This window comes from Mycobacterium sp. IDUB_17, assembly GCF_055419465.1.
Map to the genome: position 1 here is coordinate 514,172 of NZ_JBVAXS010000002.1, position 15,467 is coordinate 529,638.

A 15,467-nucleotide genomic window follows, 5' to 3' on the forward strand; every position below is an offset into this window, starting at 1 on the left:
GGTGTTTCCGTCATCGGCTCCGCGCCTATGGGGCCGACTGCGGCAGGAACTGTTTGTCGAGGAACTTTGCGTAGTCGGGCAGTTGCGTGCCCGGGTCGATGGACTTCTGCGTCTTGGCCCACGCGCCCAGTTCGGCCAGCTTGGCGGCCAGGTCCGGCTTCAGCTGCAGAGTGAAGTCGAACTCGTCGAGCACGGTGCCCAACAGTTCGGGGTCCAGCTGGGTGGCCTTGGCGACGGCGTCGGTGGCGGCCTTGTCGTGCTGGGACAGGGCAGTGCCGGCGTCACCGACTGCGGCGAGGAAGGCGGTGATCGCCGTGCCCTTGGTCGAGACGGCCGATTCGGTGGCGACGAACAGGCTGTGCTGGTTGTAGGTTCCGCCGGTCAGCGCCACGGCGTCGTCGCCGAGGGCCTTGATGGTCTGCGCCTGGTAGGGCTGGAAGATCGACACGGCGTCGACATTGCGCTGGGTGGCGGCGGTGACGATCGCCGACGGCGCGACCTGGACCAGCTCGGCCTTGATGTTGTTCTGCGCCAAGGCGTTCGACACGAAGTAGGCAGCACTCGTGCCCAGCGGAGTGCCGATCGACTTGCCGGCCAGATCCGCGACGGTGTTGATGCCCGCGCTGCGCCGGGCGACGATACGGGAGCCTTCCCAGCGGGAACCGTCGGCGATCACCCGCAAGGTGGGGGTGCGGGTCAGCGCGGCCGAGGTCGGCACATCGGCCGCGGTGGTGATGTCGACCTGACCGGCGGCCGCGGCCTGCAGTGCCTCCACGCCGGACTGGAAGTTCACCACCTTGACGTTCACGTTGTGCTTGCCGAACAGGCCGGTGTCGGCGGCGACGGGGATCTGTGCCCAGGACGGGTCGACGACGAATCCGACGGTCAGCTGATCGGCGTTCGCGGTACCCGAGTCGGTGCACGCGGTGGCTGCCACAGTGAGTGCGGCAGCGGCAACTGCTGCGGCGACGATACGCCGAAGAGGAGTCTTCACGGTATGGGTTCCTTTGTGGGGGTGGGGGATCAGTGGACGGCGTGGTCGATGCCGAGCTGGTGGTGCAGGGTCTTGCGGATCTCGCTGTAGCCGGGTTGATCTGCCAGCGCGTCGGCCGGCCGGGGGCGACTCAACGGGTTGGTGATCTGATCGGCGATCTGCCCGTCGCGCAGCACGCTGACGGTGTCGCCGAGCCGGATCGCCTCGTCGATGTCGTGCGTGACGAAGACGATCGTGCGGTTCAACCGCGTCCACAGATCGATCAGCAGATCCTGCATGCGCAGCCGGGTGAGTGCATCGAGCGCCGCGAACGGTTCGTCCATCAGCATCACCGTCGGCTCCCCGGCCAGCACGCGGGCGATGCTGACCCGTTGCCGCATACCGCCGGACAGCTCACCGGGGCGCTGGGTGGCCACCTCGTCCCGCAGGCCCACCAAGTCCAGCAGTTCGTGAATCTTGTCCCGGCGCTCAGGTTTTGACAGCCGCCGGGCGGCCAGGGCGAAGTCGATGTTGTCGGCGACCGACATCCACGGGAACAGCACATCGCGTTGGAAGGCGACGCCGCGCCGGGGATGCGGTGCGGTGACCGCCTCGCCACTGTCGGTCACCGATCCGGCGGTCGCGATGATGAGCCCGGCCAGACAGTGCAGCAGTGTCGATTTGCCGCTGCCCGAGGCGCCGACGAGGACGGAGAACGACCCGTCGGGAATGGTCAGGGAAATGCCCTTGAGCGTCGGCCCCTGCTTGCCGGGGAACTGCACCACGAGGTCGTGGGTCTGGATGGCCATCAGCGCTCCTCTTGAGCCCAACGGGTGAACGGGGACGTGACCGAGGCGACCAGCAGGTCGCACAGCGCGCCGACGATGCCAAGGATGATCAGGCAGAAGATCAGCCGGTCGGCCTGGGAGAAGAGCTGTGCCTGGGAGATCCGGTACCCGATACCCGCGGTGGTGCCGGTCATCTCGGCCACCACGATGAGCACGAAGGCCATCGCAGCCCCCACCCGCAGACCCGATGCGATGTCGGGGGCGGCTTCGGGCAGCACCACCTTGGACAACGTCTGCCAGCGGCCGGCACCCAGGCACCGGGCAGCCTTCAGATAGTCGACCGGTGTGCTCGCCAAACCGGAGTGGCTGTTGATCCACACCGGGACGAAGACACCGAGTGCTATCACCAGCAGCTTGCTGTTCTCGCCGAGCCCGAACCACAGGATCGCCAAGGGGACAAGGCCGATCGTCGGGATCGGCGAGAACACCCGGAGCACAGGTTGCAGCAGGTTGCGCCCCGGCTTGGTGGTCGCGGTGAACACCGCGACGACGATCCCGGCGGCGGCACCGATCGCGAAACCGACTGCCGCCCTGCGCAAACTGGCGACGATGTCGTCGGCCAGCAGGCCCTCGGTCCACAGGGTCTGCCCGGCGGCGAGGATCTCGGGCACGCTCGGGAACAGCTGCCGCGGGAACCGTCCGGTCGCCACGATCAGCGACCACAACGCCGCGGCGATCCCCAGTCCGGCCACCGTCCAACCCAGGACACCCAGCCGGGCGAACGCAGACCGCACCCGGGCCGGGCCCGGGTATCGGCGCGCGCTCGCCGCCGGTGTCCGGACGGCCAAACCGGCTGTCATGGACGGCTTCCCGCTTCGGTGCCTACTGCGCGCAGCGGTTCGCGCGAAGTGACCGCGGGCACCCAGGCGAACGGCACGGCCTGCGACCGGTATACGAGCGCGGTCTGGGTGAGCCGGTCGACCCCGGGCACCCTGGTCTGCTTGACCTCGGGCTCACCGGCCACGCCGTAGCCCTGGTACGGGCTGTGGTACTCCCACACCACATCGCCGTCGGGCGTGACCTGGAACAGCCGCCCCTGCATCCCTTCGGTGATCAAGGTGTTGCCGTTGGGAAGCCGCTGGGCATTGCTGACGAACGAACTGAAGAAGGTCCAGGACGGCAGACCCGAGTCTTCAGCGGTGTATTGCCACACGATTTCCTTGGTGACGGGGTCGATTTCGAGAATTCTGGATCCGGCGTAGATGCCCAGCGATGCGGCCGGGTACCCGGCGCCGCCCTGGTTGTCGAACACCAGGATGTTGCCTTCCCCGGGAAGGCCCGCGGCGATCATGTGCGGGTTGTGCTGCCCGGAGGTCTGATCGACCGGACGTGGGACCTTGTGCACGCTGATCCGCTGGTGCTGGGCGCCGGGCTCGGCGTCGTAGTAGGGCCCCAGCTGCCAGGCGATGGTTCCGGACGACTTGTCGATCAGCGCGATGATGTTGGCCTTGCGGAAGCTGATCAGGATGTTGTCGGGGTGGAAGACGGAGTCCGGATCGTCGATGTACCACCGGTTGGGTCCGAGGGGCTTGGCGCTGTTCATCTCCAGATAACCCCAGGGATCGTCGGGGTCGCGGGCGACGGTCTGGCGCAGGGCATCCCAACCCGCTTCGGAGAATCCGAACTCATCGAGGTGGTCCCCGGCCAGCCACTGCCAGACGATCTCACCCTCGGGTGTGACCTCGTAGAGTCCTTGGTCGCCCACGGTGTGCTCGCCGAGAGCGGTTACCACCCGGGGAACGGTGACCAGGATCAGGCGATTGCCGTTGGGCAGCAGCTCCCAGTCGTGGTTCTGCCGGGCCGCGCCACCAGGTGCCTGCGTGCCCCACTCCCAGACGACCTCGCCGTTCCAGTCGAGTTGGCCGACGGTGCCGTTGGCGTAGATGCCGCCACGAGCGTCTCCGCTGTCGGACAGCTGCACCCCGACGTCGCCGAGGCGCCCGCCGTTGAGCGCAGGGTCCAGAATGCGCGGTGGCACACCGGCATACGGCCACTCGTGCACCACGGTGCCGTTGAGGTTGATCACCCGGGTCGTTCCGTCGGCGCCGGTGAACAGGATGTAGCTGTCGTGGACAAGTTCGGGATCGAGGTAGCTGACTCCACTGAGACGTACGAATGCCATGTCAGTCACTCCACCAACGTCCGGTTACAACCACGGGTCCTCCTCGTTACGGTTCTAATCGATTAGCGTGAGGCAGGCGAAGCGTGGGCGGAACCGTCACAATCGAGGTGATTGAAACTCTTTCGAGCGGTCATCGACGAGCGGAGGGTCCAGCCGTTGTGAGTGGGAAACGTCCGACACTGGCAGATGTGGCCAGCCGCGCCGGCACCTCGACGGCGGTGGTGAGCTACGTGCTCAACAACGGTCCGCGTCCGGTGTCAGAATTATTGCGGGCCAAGGTGATCAGTGCGATCGACGAGCTGAACTACCGGCCCGATGTGCGGGCCAGGGCGCTGCGCCGGTCGCGGCGATGGCGGCAGATCGGCCTGTTGGTCCCCGACCTCACGTTGCCTCTGTTCGGCGAGTTCGTGGGGCGGATCGAGATCGAAGCCCGGGCGCGCGACCACCTGACCTTGATCGGTAACACCGGTTACGACCCCGAGCGGGAACTTGAGTTCGCCGCCGCGTTCTCCGAGGTCGGTGTCGACGGACTGCTGGTGGTCGGTGCCGCGAACGCTCCGCAAACGGCGAATCTCTGTCGGCAGGAACGTATTCCGGTGGTGTGGATGCACAACATCCGCGGTGAGGTGGAAGCCGACATCGTCGGGGTTGATCACGTGAATGCCGGCGAACTCGTCACCCGGCACCTCCTGGAGGTCCATGGTTGTCGTGACATCGCGTTCGTCGGCGGTTTCACCGAGGACGATGTCCAGCACGGTGACCGCGAAACCGTGCAACAACGGTTCGAGGGCGTCGCCTCCGCCGTGGGGCAGGATCTCCCGCTCATCCGGACCGATCTCACCCCGGCCGGCGCGTACGCCGCGGTCGGCGAGTTTCTGCGTGGCGGGCAACGCGTGCCGCAGGCGCTGGTGGTCGGAACATTCGGCCAGGCCGCCGCGACGGTCCGTGCACTGGTCGATGCCGGACTGCGCGTGCCCGAGGACATCCGGGTGGTCGGCTTCGACGGCGCCGCCGTCGACTATGGGCAGTTGCGGCTCACCGCGATCCAACAACCTGTCGACGCGCTCGCCCGCCTGGCGTTGGGCCGATTGCTCGGGGATCACTCCGACGACGACATCACGCCGACGCTGCGGGTGGGGGAGACCTGCGGGTGCGAGTGAGCTAGGCCTTGCTGGGCGCCGGATTCAGGTGGGCGTATCCACCTCGTCCCAGGCGCTGTCCTCGAATCGCACCAGCCAGTTCAGCGCGTAGTGGCGCTCGACGACCACACCGCGGTCCAGGCCCTCCGGCGCGGGCAATTCCTTGAGCTGCGCCTGGCGCACAAGCCAATGAAGCCGATAGTGCAGATCGAGCGCGTCCAGGATCTCGCTGCCGGAGCGCATGCGCATTGCGCCCAGGACACCCTGAACATCCGTCGCATCGAGCATGGTGCGGGTGGCGCGGGGGACGTCGCAGATCGCATCGGGGAACGGCAGGACATCGAGCAGGCCCATGGCCCACTGCAGCACGGCAAGGCACTCGTAGCGCCAACCGAACTGGGCGACCTCCGACTGGGTCGGCGCCTGATCGAATAGGAAGGCACGTTCCTTGGGCGTGAGCGCGGCCTCGGCCGATGGCAGCCGCTGCAGCAAGGTGTCCAGCGGCAGCGCCTCGCCGCTGGCCATCGACTCGGCACGCACCGCTACCGCCAGCAATGCAAAGGCCCGCTCGGCAATCTCCTGCGGCGTGCGCTGCCGCAGTTCGGGCTCCGAGATCAGCGGCGGCAGGGATGCGGAGGGCGACAGATTTCTCGCCGCCAGTTCGGCCTCGGTCCGCGCCTTACGCTGCCATGCCTGATCGGGATAGGGCAGCGCGGCGCCCGGGTCGGCCTCGGCACCGCCGGCGGACAACAGCACGCGCCCTTGCGGATCGCGGATACCGCCATCAGGCAGGAACACGATCGCATTTGCGCGCTGCGCCCACTGCGCCAGCGCATCGAGCTGCGCTTCATCGATGGTCAGGCTCCAATGCTGCTGCACGCGTTGCAGGTGCCGCATGACGTGATAGCGAGTGCGCGTCATCTGGCCATCTCCGCGACTCAGTACATAGCCCGCGAATCCCGCCAGGTGCTGCGCAAGCTCCGGATCGGAAAGGTCGCGGTGGCCGTTCAAGGCATGCGGGAAACCGGGCACCGGAACATCGCTGCGGGTGCAGTACGCATTGACCAGCACGCCATCGCCGTCCGGCTCACTGTCCACGTGATCCGGTTTCGACGGAACGCCCTTCAGGCGCGCAAGCAGCCTCTTCATCCATGGACTCCCTCTGGTGATTCGAAGGCTAGCGGCTCTGCCCGCCGATGCTCGCACAGCATGGCGCGCGAGATGCCGAGCAGGCGTGAGGTGGCCAGCTTTTTGTCGCCGGTGGCTGCGGGTGCACGTGAGCTAGGCGGGAAGCAATCCCCGCAGAGCGGTTCGGGCCAGCCGGCGGGCGTTCTCCTCGGTGAGCACACAATGCCCCGTCATGCGGCGGAAGATGAGCGGCCCGAACAGGATGTCGATGACGTCATCGATCGCGATGTCCGCGTCGGCGTCGCCGCGCTCCACCCCGCGCTGCCACAGTTCGGTGATCGCCGCGCGTCGGCCACCGAGGAAGTACTCGCAGAAATACGCTGCGCCCGTTTGATCTTCGACGCACGCCGCAAGCAGCTGGGCGAATACTTCACCGCGGGCACTGGCGTAGAACGCCGACACGCGTACCACTTGCTCGGTGAGATCGACTGAGGTGCTGCCGGTATCGGGCAGTGGCAGTGCCTCGGCCATCATGGTTCCGAATGCCCCGACGTCAGTCGACGCCGAGCATCACCTCGGTGGACTTGACCAGCACCGTCGTCGCGGTGCCCGGTGCCAGGCCCAGCTCCTCGACGGCTTCCTTCGTGATGGAGGCCGTGACGATCTGGTCACCGCCGTCGAGCTTGACCTTCACGGTCGCCATGACGGCGCCGATCGTGACCTCGGTGACCGTGCCGGTGAGCTGGTTACGGGTGGACAGACGCATCGCGGACCTCCATCGATCAATGGCTGACGTGCGGCTCTGACGATAGTGATTGTGCAATTGCTCAAAGGGACTCGTCAGTGTTTGGGCATTATCTGCTCGCTACGGGTGTGCGCCGGGAGTGATGCTGACTCTCAACAAACCGGCGAGTCGAAAGGCTGGAAACCACAGATGAGCACGCAGAACGGCATCATCGGCGCACTGCCCGCCACCAAGGTCCCCCGCTACGCCGGGAAGGGCACCTTCGCCCGGATCGCCGACATCCACGAGGTGTCCGACTATGACATCGCGATCCTCGGCGTGCCCTTCGACGGCGGCACTTCCTACCGGCCCGGTGCCCGGTTCGGTCCGATGGCCGTCCGCCAGGCTGCGCGCACGCTTCGCCCCGGCTATCACGTCGAACTCGGCGTCGCGCCGCTCGACCATGTGCAGGTGGTCGACGCAGGCGACGTCGCGGTCACGCCGTACAACATCGCCGAGGCCTGCCAGCAGATCCAGGATCATGCCTCCGACATCCTGGCCGGCGGCGACCGCCGGATCGTGTCGATCGGCGGTGACCACACCATCGCGCTGCCGAACCTGCGTGCTCTGCACGCCAAGCACGGTCCCGTCGCGCTGGTCCACTTCGACGCCCACCTGGATACCTGGGACACCTACTTCAACGCCCCGGTCACCCACGGCACGATCTTCCGGCGGGCGTTCGAGGAAGGGCTGCTCATCGAGGATCACTCGATCCACGTCGGCATCCGCGGCCCGATCTACGACCAGATCGACCTCGACGACGACGCCCGCATGGGGTTCAAGATCATCCGGGCCGGTGACCTCGACGTGATCGGCACGGACGCGGCCGTCGATGTGGTGCGCCGCCGGGTCGACGACCTCCCGGTGTACCTGTCGATCGACATCGACGTGCTCGACCCGGCCTTCGCCCCGGGCACCGGCACTCCCGAAGCCGGTGGCCTCACCTCGCGCGAACTGCTGAAGATGCTGCGCAAGATGTCCGGGCTCAACATCGTCGGCGCCGACGTCGTCGAGGTGGCCCCCGCCTACGACCATGCCGAGATCACGACCGTGGCAGCGGCCACCGTGGTGTTCGACATCGTGTCGCTCATGGTCGCTGGACGGGTGTCAAATCTGCCCGTCAACGGAGAAGTTGCGGCCACAGCGCCGTAATCGAGTAGCATCCGTCACATAACTCAATACGTCGTTGACGCATTGTGGGAGAACCTCCGATTCCGGAGGCGCCGTAGGAGCAACTCCTCCCCGGGAATCTCTCAGGCCCAATACCGCAGTGTCGAGACAACTCTGGAGAACAGCGCTATCGCGCTTACCGAAGGGGACAAGCGCAACGCGCTAAAGCTCTCAGGTTTCAGGACAGAGCGGGGAGGTGTCACTTCACGACGCATCGTGTAATCGCGATGCCCGAAACCGGAGTCACCTCATGCCTGAGTGCACCGCAATTGTCAACGACGACAACTCTTTTCGCGACCGACACATCGGCCCCGACCGTGTGGGCGAGCGGCACATGCTGGATGTTCTCGGGTTCGCAACCACCGATGAGTTGATCGACAGCGCGGTGCCGCAGCAGATCCGCTGCCCCGAAGACTTGCGGCTGCCCGCCGCGCGGTCCGAACAGCAGGTGCTCGCGGCGCTGCGCGAGCTGGCCGACCGCAATCAACAGCGGATTCAGATGATCGGTCTGGGGTATTCCGACACCATCACTCCCGCTGTCCTGCGCCGCAACATGCTCGAGTCGCCTGCCTGGTACACCGCCTACACGCCGTACCAGCCGGAGATCTCGCAGGGCCGACTGCAGGCGCTGCTCACCTTCCAGACGTTGATCGAAGACCTCACCGCGTTGCCGGTGGCCGGTGCATCGCTGCTGGATGAGGCCACCGCGGTGGTGGAGGCGATGCTGTTGATGCGGCGGGCCAACAAGTCCGTGTCGTCCAACCGTGTGGTTCTGGACGCAGATTGCCTGCCGCAGACGCTCGCGGTGGTGCGCGGGCGGGCCGAGGCCGTCGGCATCGAGGTCGTGGTCGCCGATCTGACCGAGGCGCTGCCGGACGGTGACGCCTTCGGTGTGGTCTTCCAATCCCCGGGTGCGAGCGGACTGGTCCGTGACCTCGCCCCGCTCATCGCCGCGGCGGGCGAACGCGGCATGCTCACCACGGTCGCCGCCGACCTGCTGTCGCTGACCCTGATCACGGCCCCCGGCGAGCAGGGCGCGGACATCGCGGTCGGCTCGGCTCAGCGATTCGGCGTGCCGCTGTTCTTCGGCGGTCCCCACGCCGGGTACATGGCGGTGCGGTCCGGTTTGGAGCGCATGCTGCCCGGCCGCCTGGTCGGCGTATCGGTCGATGTCGACGGCAAGCCCGCCTACCGGCTGGCACTGCAGACCCGTGAGCAGCACATCCGCCGCGACAAGGCGACCAGCAACATCTGCACCGCGCAGGCATTGCTGGCCAACGTCGCCGCCATGTATGCCGCCTACCACGGACCGGAAGGGTTGCGCGCCATCGCAACCCGCGTCCACCAGCACGCCGCCGCGCTGGCCGACGGCCTGCGGGCCGCCGGTCGCGAGATCGTCCACGACGGGTTCTTCGACACCGTGCTGGTGCGTGCCCCGGGCACCGCTCACGAGATCGTGGCGGCGGCCGACCGGGTCGGTATCAACCTGCGGCTGGTCGACGCCGACCACGTCGGCATCTCCTGCGACGAGTGCACCACCGACGAGGTCGTCGGGCGCGTGCTCGACGTGTTCGGTGCATCGCCGGCAGCCGCCGATCATCTGTTCGCGCTGCCCGCCGACCTGCTGCGCACCTCGGAGTACCTGCAGCACCCCGTGTTTCATTCGCACCGGTCGGAAACGGCGATGCTGCGTTTCCTGCGGGAGCTCTCGGACCGGGATCTGGCACTGGACCGCACCATGATTCCGCTCGGATCCTGCACCATGAAGCTCAACGCCGCTGCCGAGATGGAGCCGATCAGCTGGCCCGGGTTCGCCGGTATCCACCCGTACGCGCCGGCCGAGCAGACCGCGGGTTACGTCGAGCTGATCGGCAACCTGGAAACCTGGCTGGCCGAGATCACCGGCTACGACCGGGTTTCGTTGCAGCCCAACGCCGGATCTCAGGGTGAGCTCGCCGGCCTGCTGGCGATCAACGGCTACCACCGGTCGCGCGGCGAGGACCACCGCGACGTCTGCCTCATCCCGCAGTCCGCACACGGCACCAATGCGGCCTCGGCGGTCCTGGCCGGGATGCGGGTGGTCGTGGTGAAGACGGCCGCCAACGGCAACATCGACCACGATGACCTGGAGGCCAAGCTGGCCGGCCACGACGGACAGGTCGCGGCGATCATGCTCACCTACCCGTCCACCCACGGTGTGTACGAAACCGATGTCCGCACCGTGTGTGATCTCGTCCACCGCGCCGGCGGGCAGGTCTACGTCGACGGCGCCAACCTGAACGCACTGGTGGGGCTGGCCAAACCGGGCGAGTTCGGCGGCGACGTCTCACATCTCAACCTGCACAAGACGTTCTGCATCCCGCACGGTGGCGGTGGCCCGGGCGTCGGGCCCGTCGCGGTCCGCGCCCACCTGGCACCGTTCCTGCCCGGCGACCCGCTGCAGGACGGCCCGGCGCCGGTTTCGGCGGCCAACTACGGTTCGGCCGGCATTCTGCCGATCACCTGGGCCTACCTGGCGCTGATGGGTCCGGACGGATTGACCGCGGCCACCAAGGCCGCGGTGCTGGGCGCCAACTACCTCGCGAAGTCGTTGACCGGGCATTACCCGGTGCTCTACACCGGGGAGACCGGGTTGGTCGCGCACGAGTGCATCCTCGACCTCCGGGAGATCACCAAGCGCACCGGAGTGACCGCGGAGGACGTCGCAAAGCGGTTGATCGACTACGGTTTCCACGCTCCGACACTGTCCTTCCCCGTCAGCGGAACGCTCATGGTGGAGCCCACCGAATCCGAGGACCTGGCCGAACTGGACCGGTTCATCGCGGCGATGATCAGCATCCACGACGAGATCAGCCGCGTCGGCTCGGGGGAGTGGGCGCTCGAGGACAGCCCGCTGCGGCAGGCCCCGCACACCGCAGAACAGGTCACCGACGCCGAGTGGGGCCTGCCCTACAGCAGGCAGTACGCGGCGTATCCCGTTGCCTCCCTGCGGCTCAACAAGTACTGGCCACCGGTTCGCCGCATCGACGGCGTGCACGGCGACCGCAATCTCGCCTGCTCGTGCCCTGCACCCGAGGCGTTCCAGACCGACATCGCCGAGAGCCTTCAGGAGGTTTTTGCATGACCGACAACAACACCCCGGCTTCCCCGCTGCTCGACGAACATCGGGGGCTGGGCGCCGCATTCACCGACTTCGCCGGGTGGGCAATGCCGCTGAAGTACGGCAGTGAACTGGCCGAGCACAAGGCGGTCCGTGAGACTGCCGGGCTGTTCGACCTGTCCCACATGGGCGAAATCTCCGTCACCGGACCCCAGGCCGCCGAGGCGCTGGACTTCGCGCTGGTCGGCGAGGCGTCCAAGATCGTTATCGGCCGGGCCAAGTACTCGCTCATGTGCGACGCCGACGGCGGGGTGATCGACGATCTGGTGGTGTACCGGCTCGGCGACGACCGCTTCCTGGTGGTCGCCAACGCCGCGAACGCCCCGACCGTGGCACGCGAATTGGCCGGACGCGCGGCACAATTCGACGCCGACGTCGACGACCAGTCCACCAGTACCGCACTGATCGCAGTTCAGGGGCCCGCAGCGGAAGGCATCGTGAGCTCACTGGTGCCGGACGAGCAGCTGGAACTGGTCGCGCACCTCAAGTACTACGCGGTGACCGCGGCACAGGTCGGCGGCATCGATGTGCTGTTGGCGCGTACCGGCTACACCGGCGAGGACGGCTTCGAGCTCTACGTGCCCAACGCGCAGGCCGTGGCGTTGTGGCGGTCCCTGCTGGCCGCCACCAGCGAGGTCGGCGGGCTGCCTGCGGGTCTGGCTTGCCGCGACACCCTGCGGCTCGAGGCCGGGATGGCGCTCTACGGACACGAGCTCACCCGCGAGCTCAACCCGTATGCGGCCGGCCTCGGCAAGGTGGTCCGCCTGGGTAAGGAGTTCATCGGACGTGAGGCGCTGCAAGGACTTTCCGAGCAGCCGGTCTCGCGCGTCCTGGTCGGGCTGAAGGGCGCAACCCGTCGCGCGGCCCGGGCCGGTTACACCGTCGAGAACGACGGGGCCGCGGTGGGAATGGTGACGTCAGGCGCGTTGTCGCCGACCCTTGGTTACCCGATCGCACTGGCCTACCTCGACACGGGTCTGGCCGAACCCGGAACCGTGCTGCAGGTCGACATCCGCGGCAACAAAGAGCAGTTCGAAGTCACCCCCGCCCCGTTCTACCGCCGCAGCTGAAAGGACCCCCGACATGACGAATCAGACAATCCCCGATGACCGTAGCTACACCGAGGAACACGAATGGGTGCTGATCGCCCCCGGTGCCGCACTGCCGGACACCCCGGTCAAGGTCGGCATCACCTCGGTCGCCGCCGCTGCGCTCGGTGACCTGGTGTTCCTCGACCTGCCCGAGGTCGGGTCGACCATCACCGCGGGCGAAAGCTGCGGTGAGGTGGAATCCACCAAGACCGTGTCCGAGCTGTATCCGCCCGTGAGCGGCACCGTCACGGCAGTCAACACCGCAGCCGTCGACGATCCCGCCCTGGTCACCTCTGATCCGTACGGATCGGGCTGGCTGTTCGAGGTCCAGGCGACCGAGGCGGGAAACCTGTTGACGGCGGCCGAGTACACCGAGAAGAGCGAGGCCTAGCCATGAGCATCCTCGACGAACGCCTGGCCGACTTCGATCCCGAGATCTACTCGGCGATCGGCGACGAACTGCACCGGCAGCGGTTGGGCCTGGAGATGATCGCCTCGGAGAACCATGCACCGCTCGCGGTCATGCAGGCCCAGGGCTCGGTGCTGACCAACAAGTACGCCGAAGGGTATCCCGGCCGGCGCTACTACGGCGGCTGCGAACACATCGACGTGGTCGAACGGCTCGCCATCGACCGGGTGAAGTCGTTGTTCGGGGCGGAATTCGCCAATGTGCAACCACATTCGGGTGCCCAGGCCAACGCCGCGGTCATGCACGCGCTGATCAAGCCGGGCGACACGATTCTCGGCCTGTCCTTGGACTGCGGTGGGCACCTGACCCACGGCATGCGGCTGAACTTCTCCGGCAAGCTGTACAAAGTCGCCGCGTACGGGGTGTCCAAGGAGGACTTCCTCATCGACATGGATGCCGTTGCCGAGGCGGCGCGCGAGCACAAGCCGCAGCTGATCATCGCCGGATGGTCGGCCTACCCGCGGCAGCTGGATTTCGCCCGGTTCCGTGAGATCGCCGACGAGGTCGGTGCCTACCTGATGGTCGACATGGCTCACTTCGCGGGCCTCGTCGCCGCCGGTCTGCACCCGTCGCCGGTGCCGCACGCCCACGTCGTGACCTCCACGACGCACAAGACTCTGGGCGGGCCCCGGGGCGGCGTCATCCTCACCAACGAGGCCGACATCGCCAAGAAGATCAACTCCGCGGTGTTCCCCGGCCAACAGGGCGGACCGCTGGAGCACGTCATCGCGGCCAAGGCGGTCGGATTCAAGATGGCTGCCCAGCCGGAGTTCGCCGAACGCCAACAGCGGGTCCTGCGCGGTGCGCGGATCCTGGCGGAGCGGCTGAGCCGGCCCGACGTGAAGGAAGCGGGAATCACAGTCCTCACCGGCGGCACCGACGTGCACCTGGTGCTGGTGGATCTGCGTAACGCCGCGATCGACGGGCAGCAAGCCGAGGACCGGCTCGACGCCGTCGGCATCACCGTGAACCGCAACGCGGTGCCCTTCGATCCCCGGCCGCCGATGGTCACCTCCGGGCTGCGCATCGGCACCCCGGCGCTGGCCGCTCGCGGGTTCGGTGACGAGGACTTCGCGCGCGTCGCCGACGTCATCGCCGCCGCGCTGATCGCCGAGGCCGATGCCGACACCGAACAGCTTGCGGCGCAGGTTCGTACGCTGGCCGAGCAGTTCCCGCTGTACCCGGAGCTGTAGCCATGCCGGTCAGCGTGTTCGACCTGTTCTCGGTGGGGATCGGCCCGTCGAGCTCACACACCGTCGGCCCGATGCGGGCGGCCGGCATGTTCGTCGACGAACTTGCCGGGCGCGACATGGTCGATCGTGTCGCCGAGGTCAGGGTGGATCTGTTCGGCTCGCTGGCAGCGACCGGTGCCGGGCACGGCACGATGCCCGCCATCCTGTTGGGTCTCGAGGGCTATCGGCCCGAGACGATCGAGACCGACGAGATGGAACGGCGGCTGGCGACCATTCGCGCCGACGGGAAGATCCTGTTCGCCGGCCGGATCGTCATCGCGCTGACCGAATCCGATATGCATCTGGAGCCGGGCCGGCAGCTCGCCCAGCACCCGAATGCCATGACGCTGACGGCGTTTTCGGCCGGTGGTGACGTCGCGTACCGCGAGACGTACTTCTCGGTCGGTGGCGGTTTCGTCGTCACTGAAAGCGCGCCGGCCCAGCGGGAAGGGGCGGGAGCAGACGCCACCGGTTCCTTCCGTTCGGCCGCGGAGTTGCTGGCCCTGACCGAACGGGACGGGCTGTCGGTGAGCCAGGCGATGATGCGGCAGGAATGCGTGAACCGAAGCGAAGCCGACGTGCGGGAACGCCTCCTGCACATCCGCGACGTGATGGTCGCGTGCCAGGCCAACGGGATGGCCCGCGACGGCTATCTGCCCGGCAACCTGCAGGTCCGGCGGCGCGCCAGGGACTGGTTCGTGCGGCTCAATGCCGAAGACCCGCAGCGTGACCCGGCTTTCGCCGAGGACTGGGTGAACCTCGTGGCGCTGGCCGTCAACGAGGAGAACGCGTCGGGCGGACGGATCGTGACGGCGCCCACCAACGGTGCGGCCGGGATCATCCCGGCGGTTCTGCACTACGCGTTGCGCTACACCCCGGCCGGAATCGCCGACCCGGACGACACCACCGTCCGCTTCCTGCTGACCGCCGGGGCCATCGGATCGCTGTACAAGGAGCGGGCCTCGATCTCGGGTGCCGAGGTCGGTTGTCAGGGTGAGGTGGGCTCGGCGGCGTCGATGGCTGCCGGAGGACTGGCCGAAATCCTGGGTGGCACACCGCAACAGGTGGAGAACGCCGCCGAGATCGCCATGGAACACAGCCTCGGCCTCACGTGCGATCCGATCGGTGGCCTGGTGCAGATCCCGTGCATCGAACGAAATGCCATCTCGGCGGGTAAGGCGATCAACGCGGCCCGCATGGCGCTGCGCGGCGACGGCACCCACCGGGTGAGCCTGGACCAGGTCATCGAGACCATGCGTGCCACCGGAATGGACATGAGCTCCAAGTACAAGGAGACATCCATGGGTGGGCTGGCTGTCAACGTCGCTGTCAACATCGTCGAATGCTGAGG

14 protein-coding genes and 1 riboswitch are annotated in these 15,467 nt (G+C 67.3%); of the genes, 7 read left to right on the forward strand and 7 right to left on the reverse strand.

Annotation, left to right across the window (positions count from 1 at the left end; translation table 11 throughout):
* Positions 1 to 25: 25 nt before the first annotated feature.
* The 4 genes from ACZYZ7_RS09595 to ACZYZ7_RS09610 are packed head-to-tail and all read right to left on the reverse strand — an operon-like array spanning position 26 to position 3,943.
* Positions 26 to 994 (reverse strand): ABC transporter substrate-binding protein, encoded by a 969-nt coding sequence (locus ACZYZ7_RS09595; RefSeq protein WP_463740794.1) that lies wholly within the window; start codon positions 992 to 994, stop codon positions 26 to 28.
* A 29-nt stretch (positions 995 to 1,023) separates the two neighbouring features.
* A complete protein-coding gene (locus ACZYZ7_RS09600) occupies positions 1,024 to 1,782 on the reverse strand; it encodes an ABC transporter ATP-binding protein (RefSeq protein ID WP_463740795.1) in 759 nt (252 codons plus the stop codon).
* Entirely contained in the window at positions 1,782 to 2,621 is an 840-nt protein-coding gene (locus ACZYZ7_RS09605) for an ABC transporter permease (protein ID WP_450069377.1), read from the reverse strand. Before ACZYZ7_RS09605 ends, ACZYZ7_RS09600 begins: the two co-directional genes overlap by 1 nt.
* The gene (locus tag ACZYZ7_RS09610) at positions 2,618 to 3,943 is read right to left on the reverse strand and encodes an aryl-sulfate sulfotransferase (RefSeq protein ID WP_463740796.1); all 1,326 of its coding nucleotides are present in this window, start codon (positions 3,941 to 3,943) and stop codon (positions 2,618 to 2,620) included. Before ACZYZ7_RS09610 ends, ACZYZ7_RS09605 begins: the two co-directional genes overlap by 4 nt.
* A 188-nt stretch (positions 3,944 to 4,131) precedes the next feature.
* Between ACZYZ7_RS09610 and ACZYZ7_RS09615 the strand changes: the two genes are divergently transcribed.
* Positions 4,132 to 5,103 carry a LacI family DNA-binding transcriptional regulator gene (locus ACZYZ7_RS09615; protein ID WP_463740797.1) on the forward strand — a complete coding sequence of 324 codons (972 nt, stop codon included), beginning with the start codon at positions 4,132 to 4,134 and terminating at the stop codon, positions 5,101 to 5,103.
* A gap of 24 nt (positions 5,104 to 5,127) precedes the next feature.
* Here ACZYZ7_RS09615 and ACZYZ7_RS09620 read toward each other — a convergent pair whose 3' ends face one another.
* From ACZYZ7_RS09620 to ACZYZ7_RS09630, 3 genes are all read right to left on the reverse strand, one after another.
* Entirely contained in the window at positions 5,128 to 6,231 is a 1,104-nt protein-coding gene (locus ACZYZ7_RS09620; protein WP_463740798.1) for a DUF4272 domain-containing protein, read from the reverse strand.
* A 132-nt stretch (positions 6,232 to 6,363) separates the two neighbouring features.
* The gene (locus ACZYZ7_RS09625) at positions 6,364 to 6,741 is read right to left on the reverse strand and encodes a TetR-like C-terminal domain-containing protein (RefSeq protein ID WP_450069373.1); all 378 of its coding nucleotides are present in this window, start codon (positions 6,739 to 6,741) and stop codon (positions 6,364 to 6,366) included.
* Positions 6,742 to 6,763: 22 nt separating this feature from the next.
* Positions 6,764 to 6,976: a TOBE domain-containing protein gene (locus ACZYZ7_RS09630; protein ID WP_463740799.1), complete on the reverse strand. Its 213-nt coding sequence runs from the start codon at positions 6,974 to 6,976 to the stop codon at positions 6,764 to 6,766.
* A 168-nt stretch (positions 6,977 to 7,144) separates the two neighbouring features.
* Here ACZYZ7_RS09630 and speB point away from each other — a divergent pair, with 168 nt between their 5' ends.
* The 6 genes from speB to ACZYZ7_RS09660 all read left to right on the forward strand — a co-directional run bounded on the left by speB (position 7,145) and on the right by ACZYZ7_RS09660 (position 15,465).
* On the forward strand, positions 7,145 to 8,146 hold the full coding sequence (gene speB / locus ACZYZ7_RS09635; RefSeq protein WP_135451982.1) for an agmatinase: 1,002 nt from the start codon (positions 7,145 to 7,147) through the stop codon (positions 8,144 to 8,146).
* Positions 8,147 to 8,268: 122 nt separating this feature from the next.
* A riboswitch (glycine riboswitch) is annotated at positions 8,269 to 8,361 on the forward strand.
* Positions 8,362 to 8,414: 53 nt separating this feature from the next.
* Entirely contained in the window at positions 8,415 to 11,288 is a 2,874-nt protein-coding gene (gcvP, locus tag ACZYZ7_RS09640; RefSeq protein WP_463740800.1) for an aminomethyl-transferring glycine dehydrogenase, read from the forward strand.
* Positions 11,285 to 12,394: a glycine cleavage system aminomethyltransferase GcvT gene (gene gcvT / locus ACZYZ7_RS09645; RefSeq protein ID WP_450069370.1), complete on the forward strand. Its 1,110-nt coding sequence runs from the start codon at positions 11,285 to 11,287 to the stop codon at positions 12,392 to 12,394. Before gcvP ends, gcvT begins: the two co-directional genes overlap by 4 nt.
* Positions 12,395 to 12,407: 13 nt before the next feature.
* Positions 12,408 to 12,806, forward strand: a complete 399-nt coding sequence (gcvH, locus tag ACZYZ7_RS09650; protein ID WP_463740801.1) for a glycine cleavage system protein GcvH — start codon at positions 12,408 to 12,410, stop codon at positions 12,804 to 12,806.
* A gap of 2 nt (positions 12,807 to 12,808) precedes the next feature.
* Complete coding sequence (gene glyA / locus ACZYZ7_RS09655; RefSeq protein ID WP_463740802.1) at positions 12,809 to 14,077, forward strand: serine hydroxymethyltransferase; 1,269 nt, start codon at positions 12,809 to 12,811, stop codon at positions 14,075 to 14,077.
* A gap of 2 nt (positions 14,078 to 14,079) precedes the next feature.
* The gene (locus ACZYZ7_RS09660) at positions 14,080 to 15,465 is read left to right on the forward strand and encodes an L-serine ammonia-lyase (protein ID WP_135451992.1); all 1,386 of its coding nucleotides are present in this window, start codon (positions 14,080 to 14,082) and stop codon (positions 15,463 to 15,465) included.
* Positions 15,466 to 15,467 lie beyond the last annotated feature (2 nt).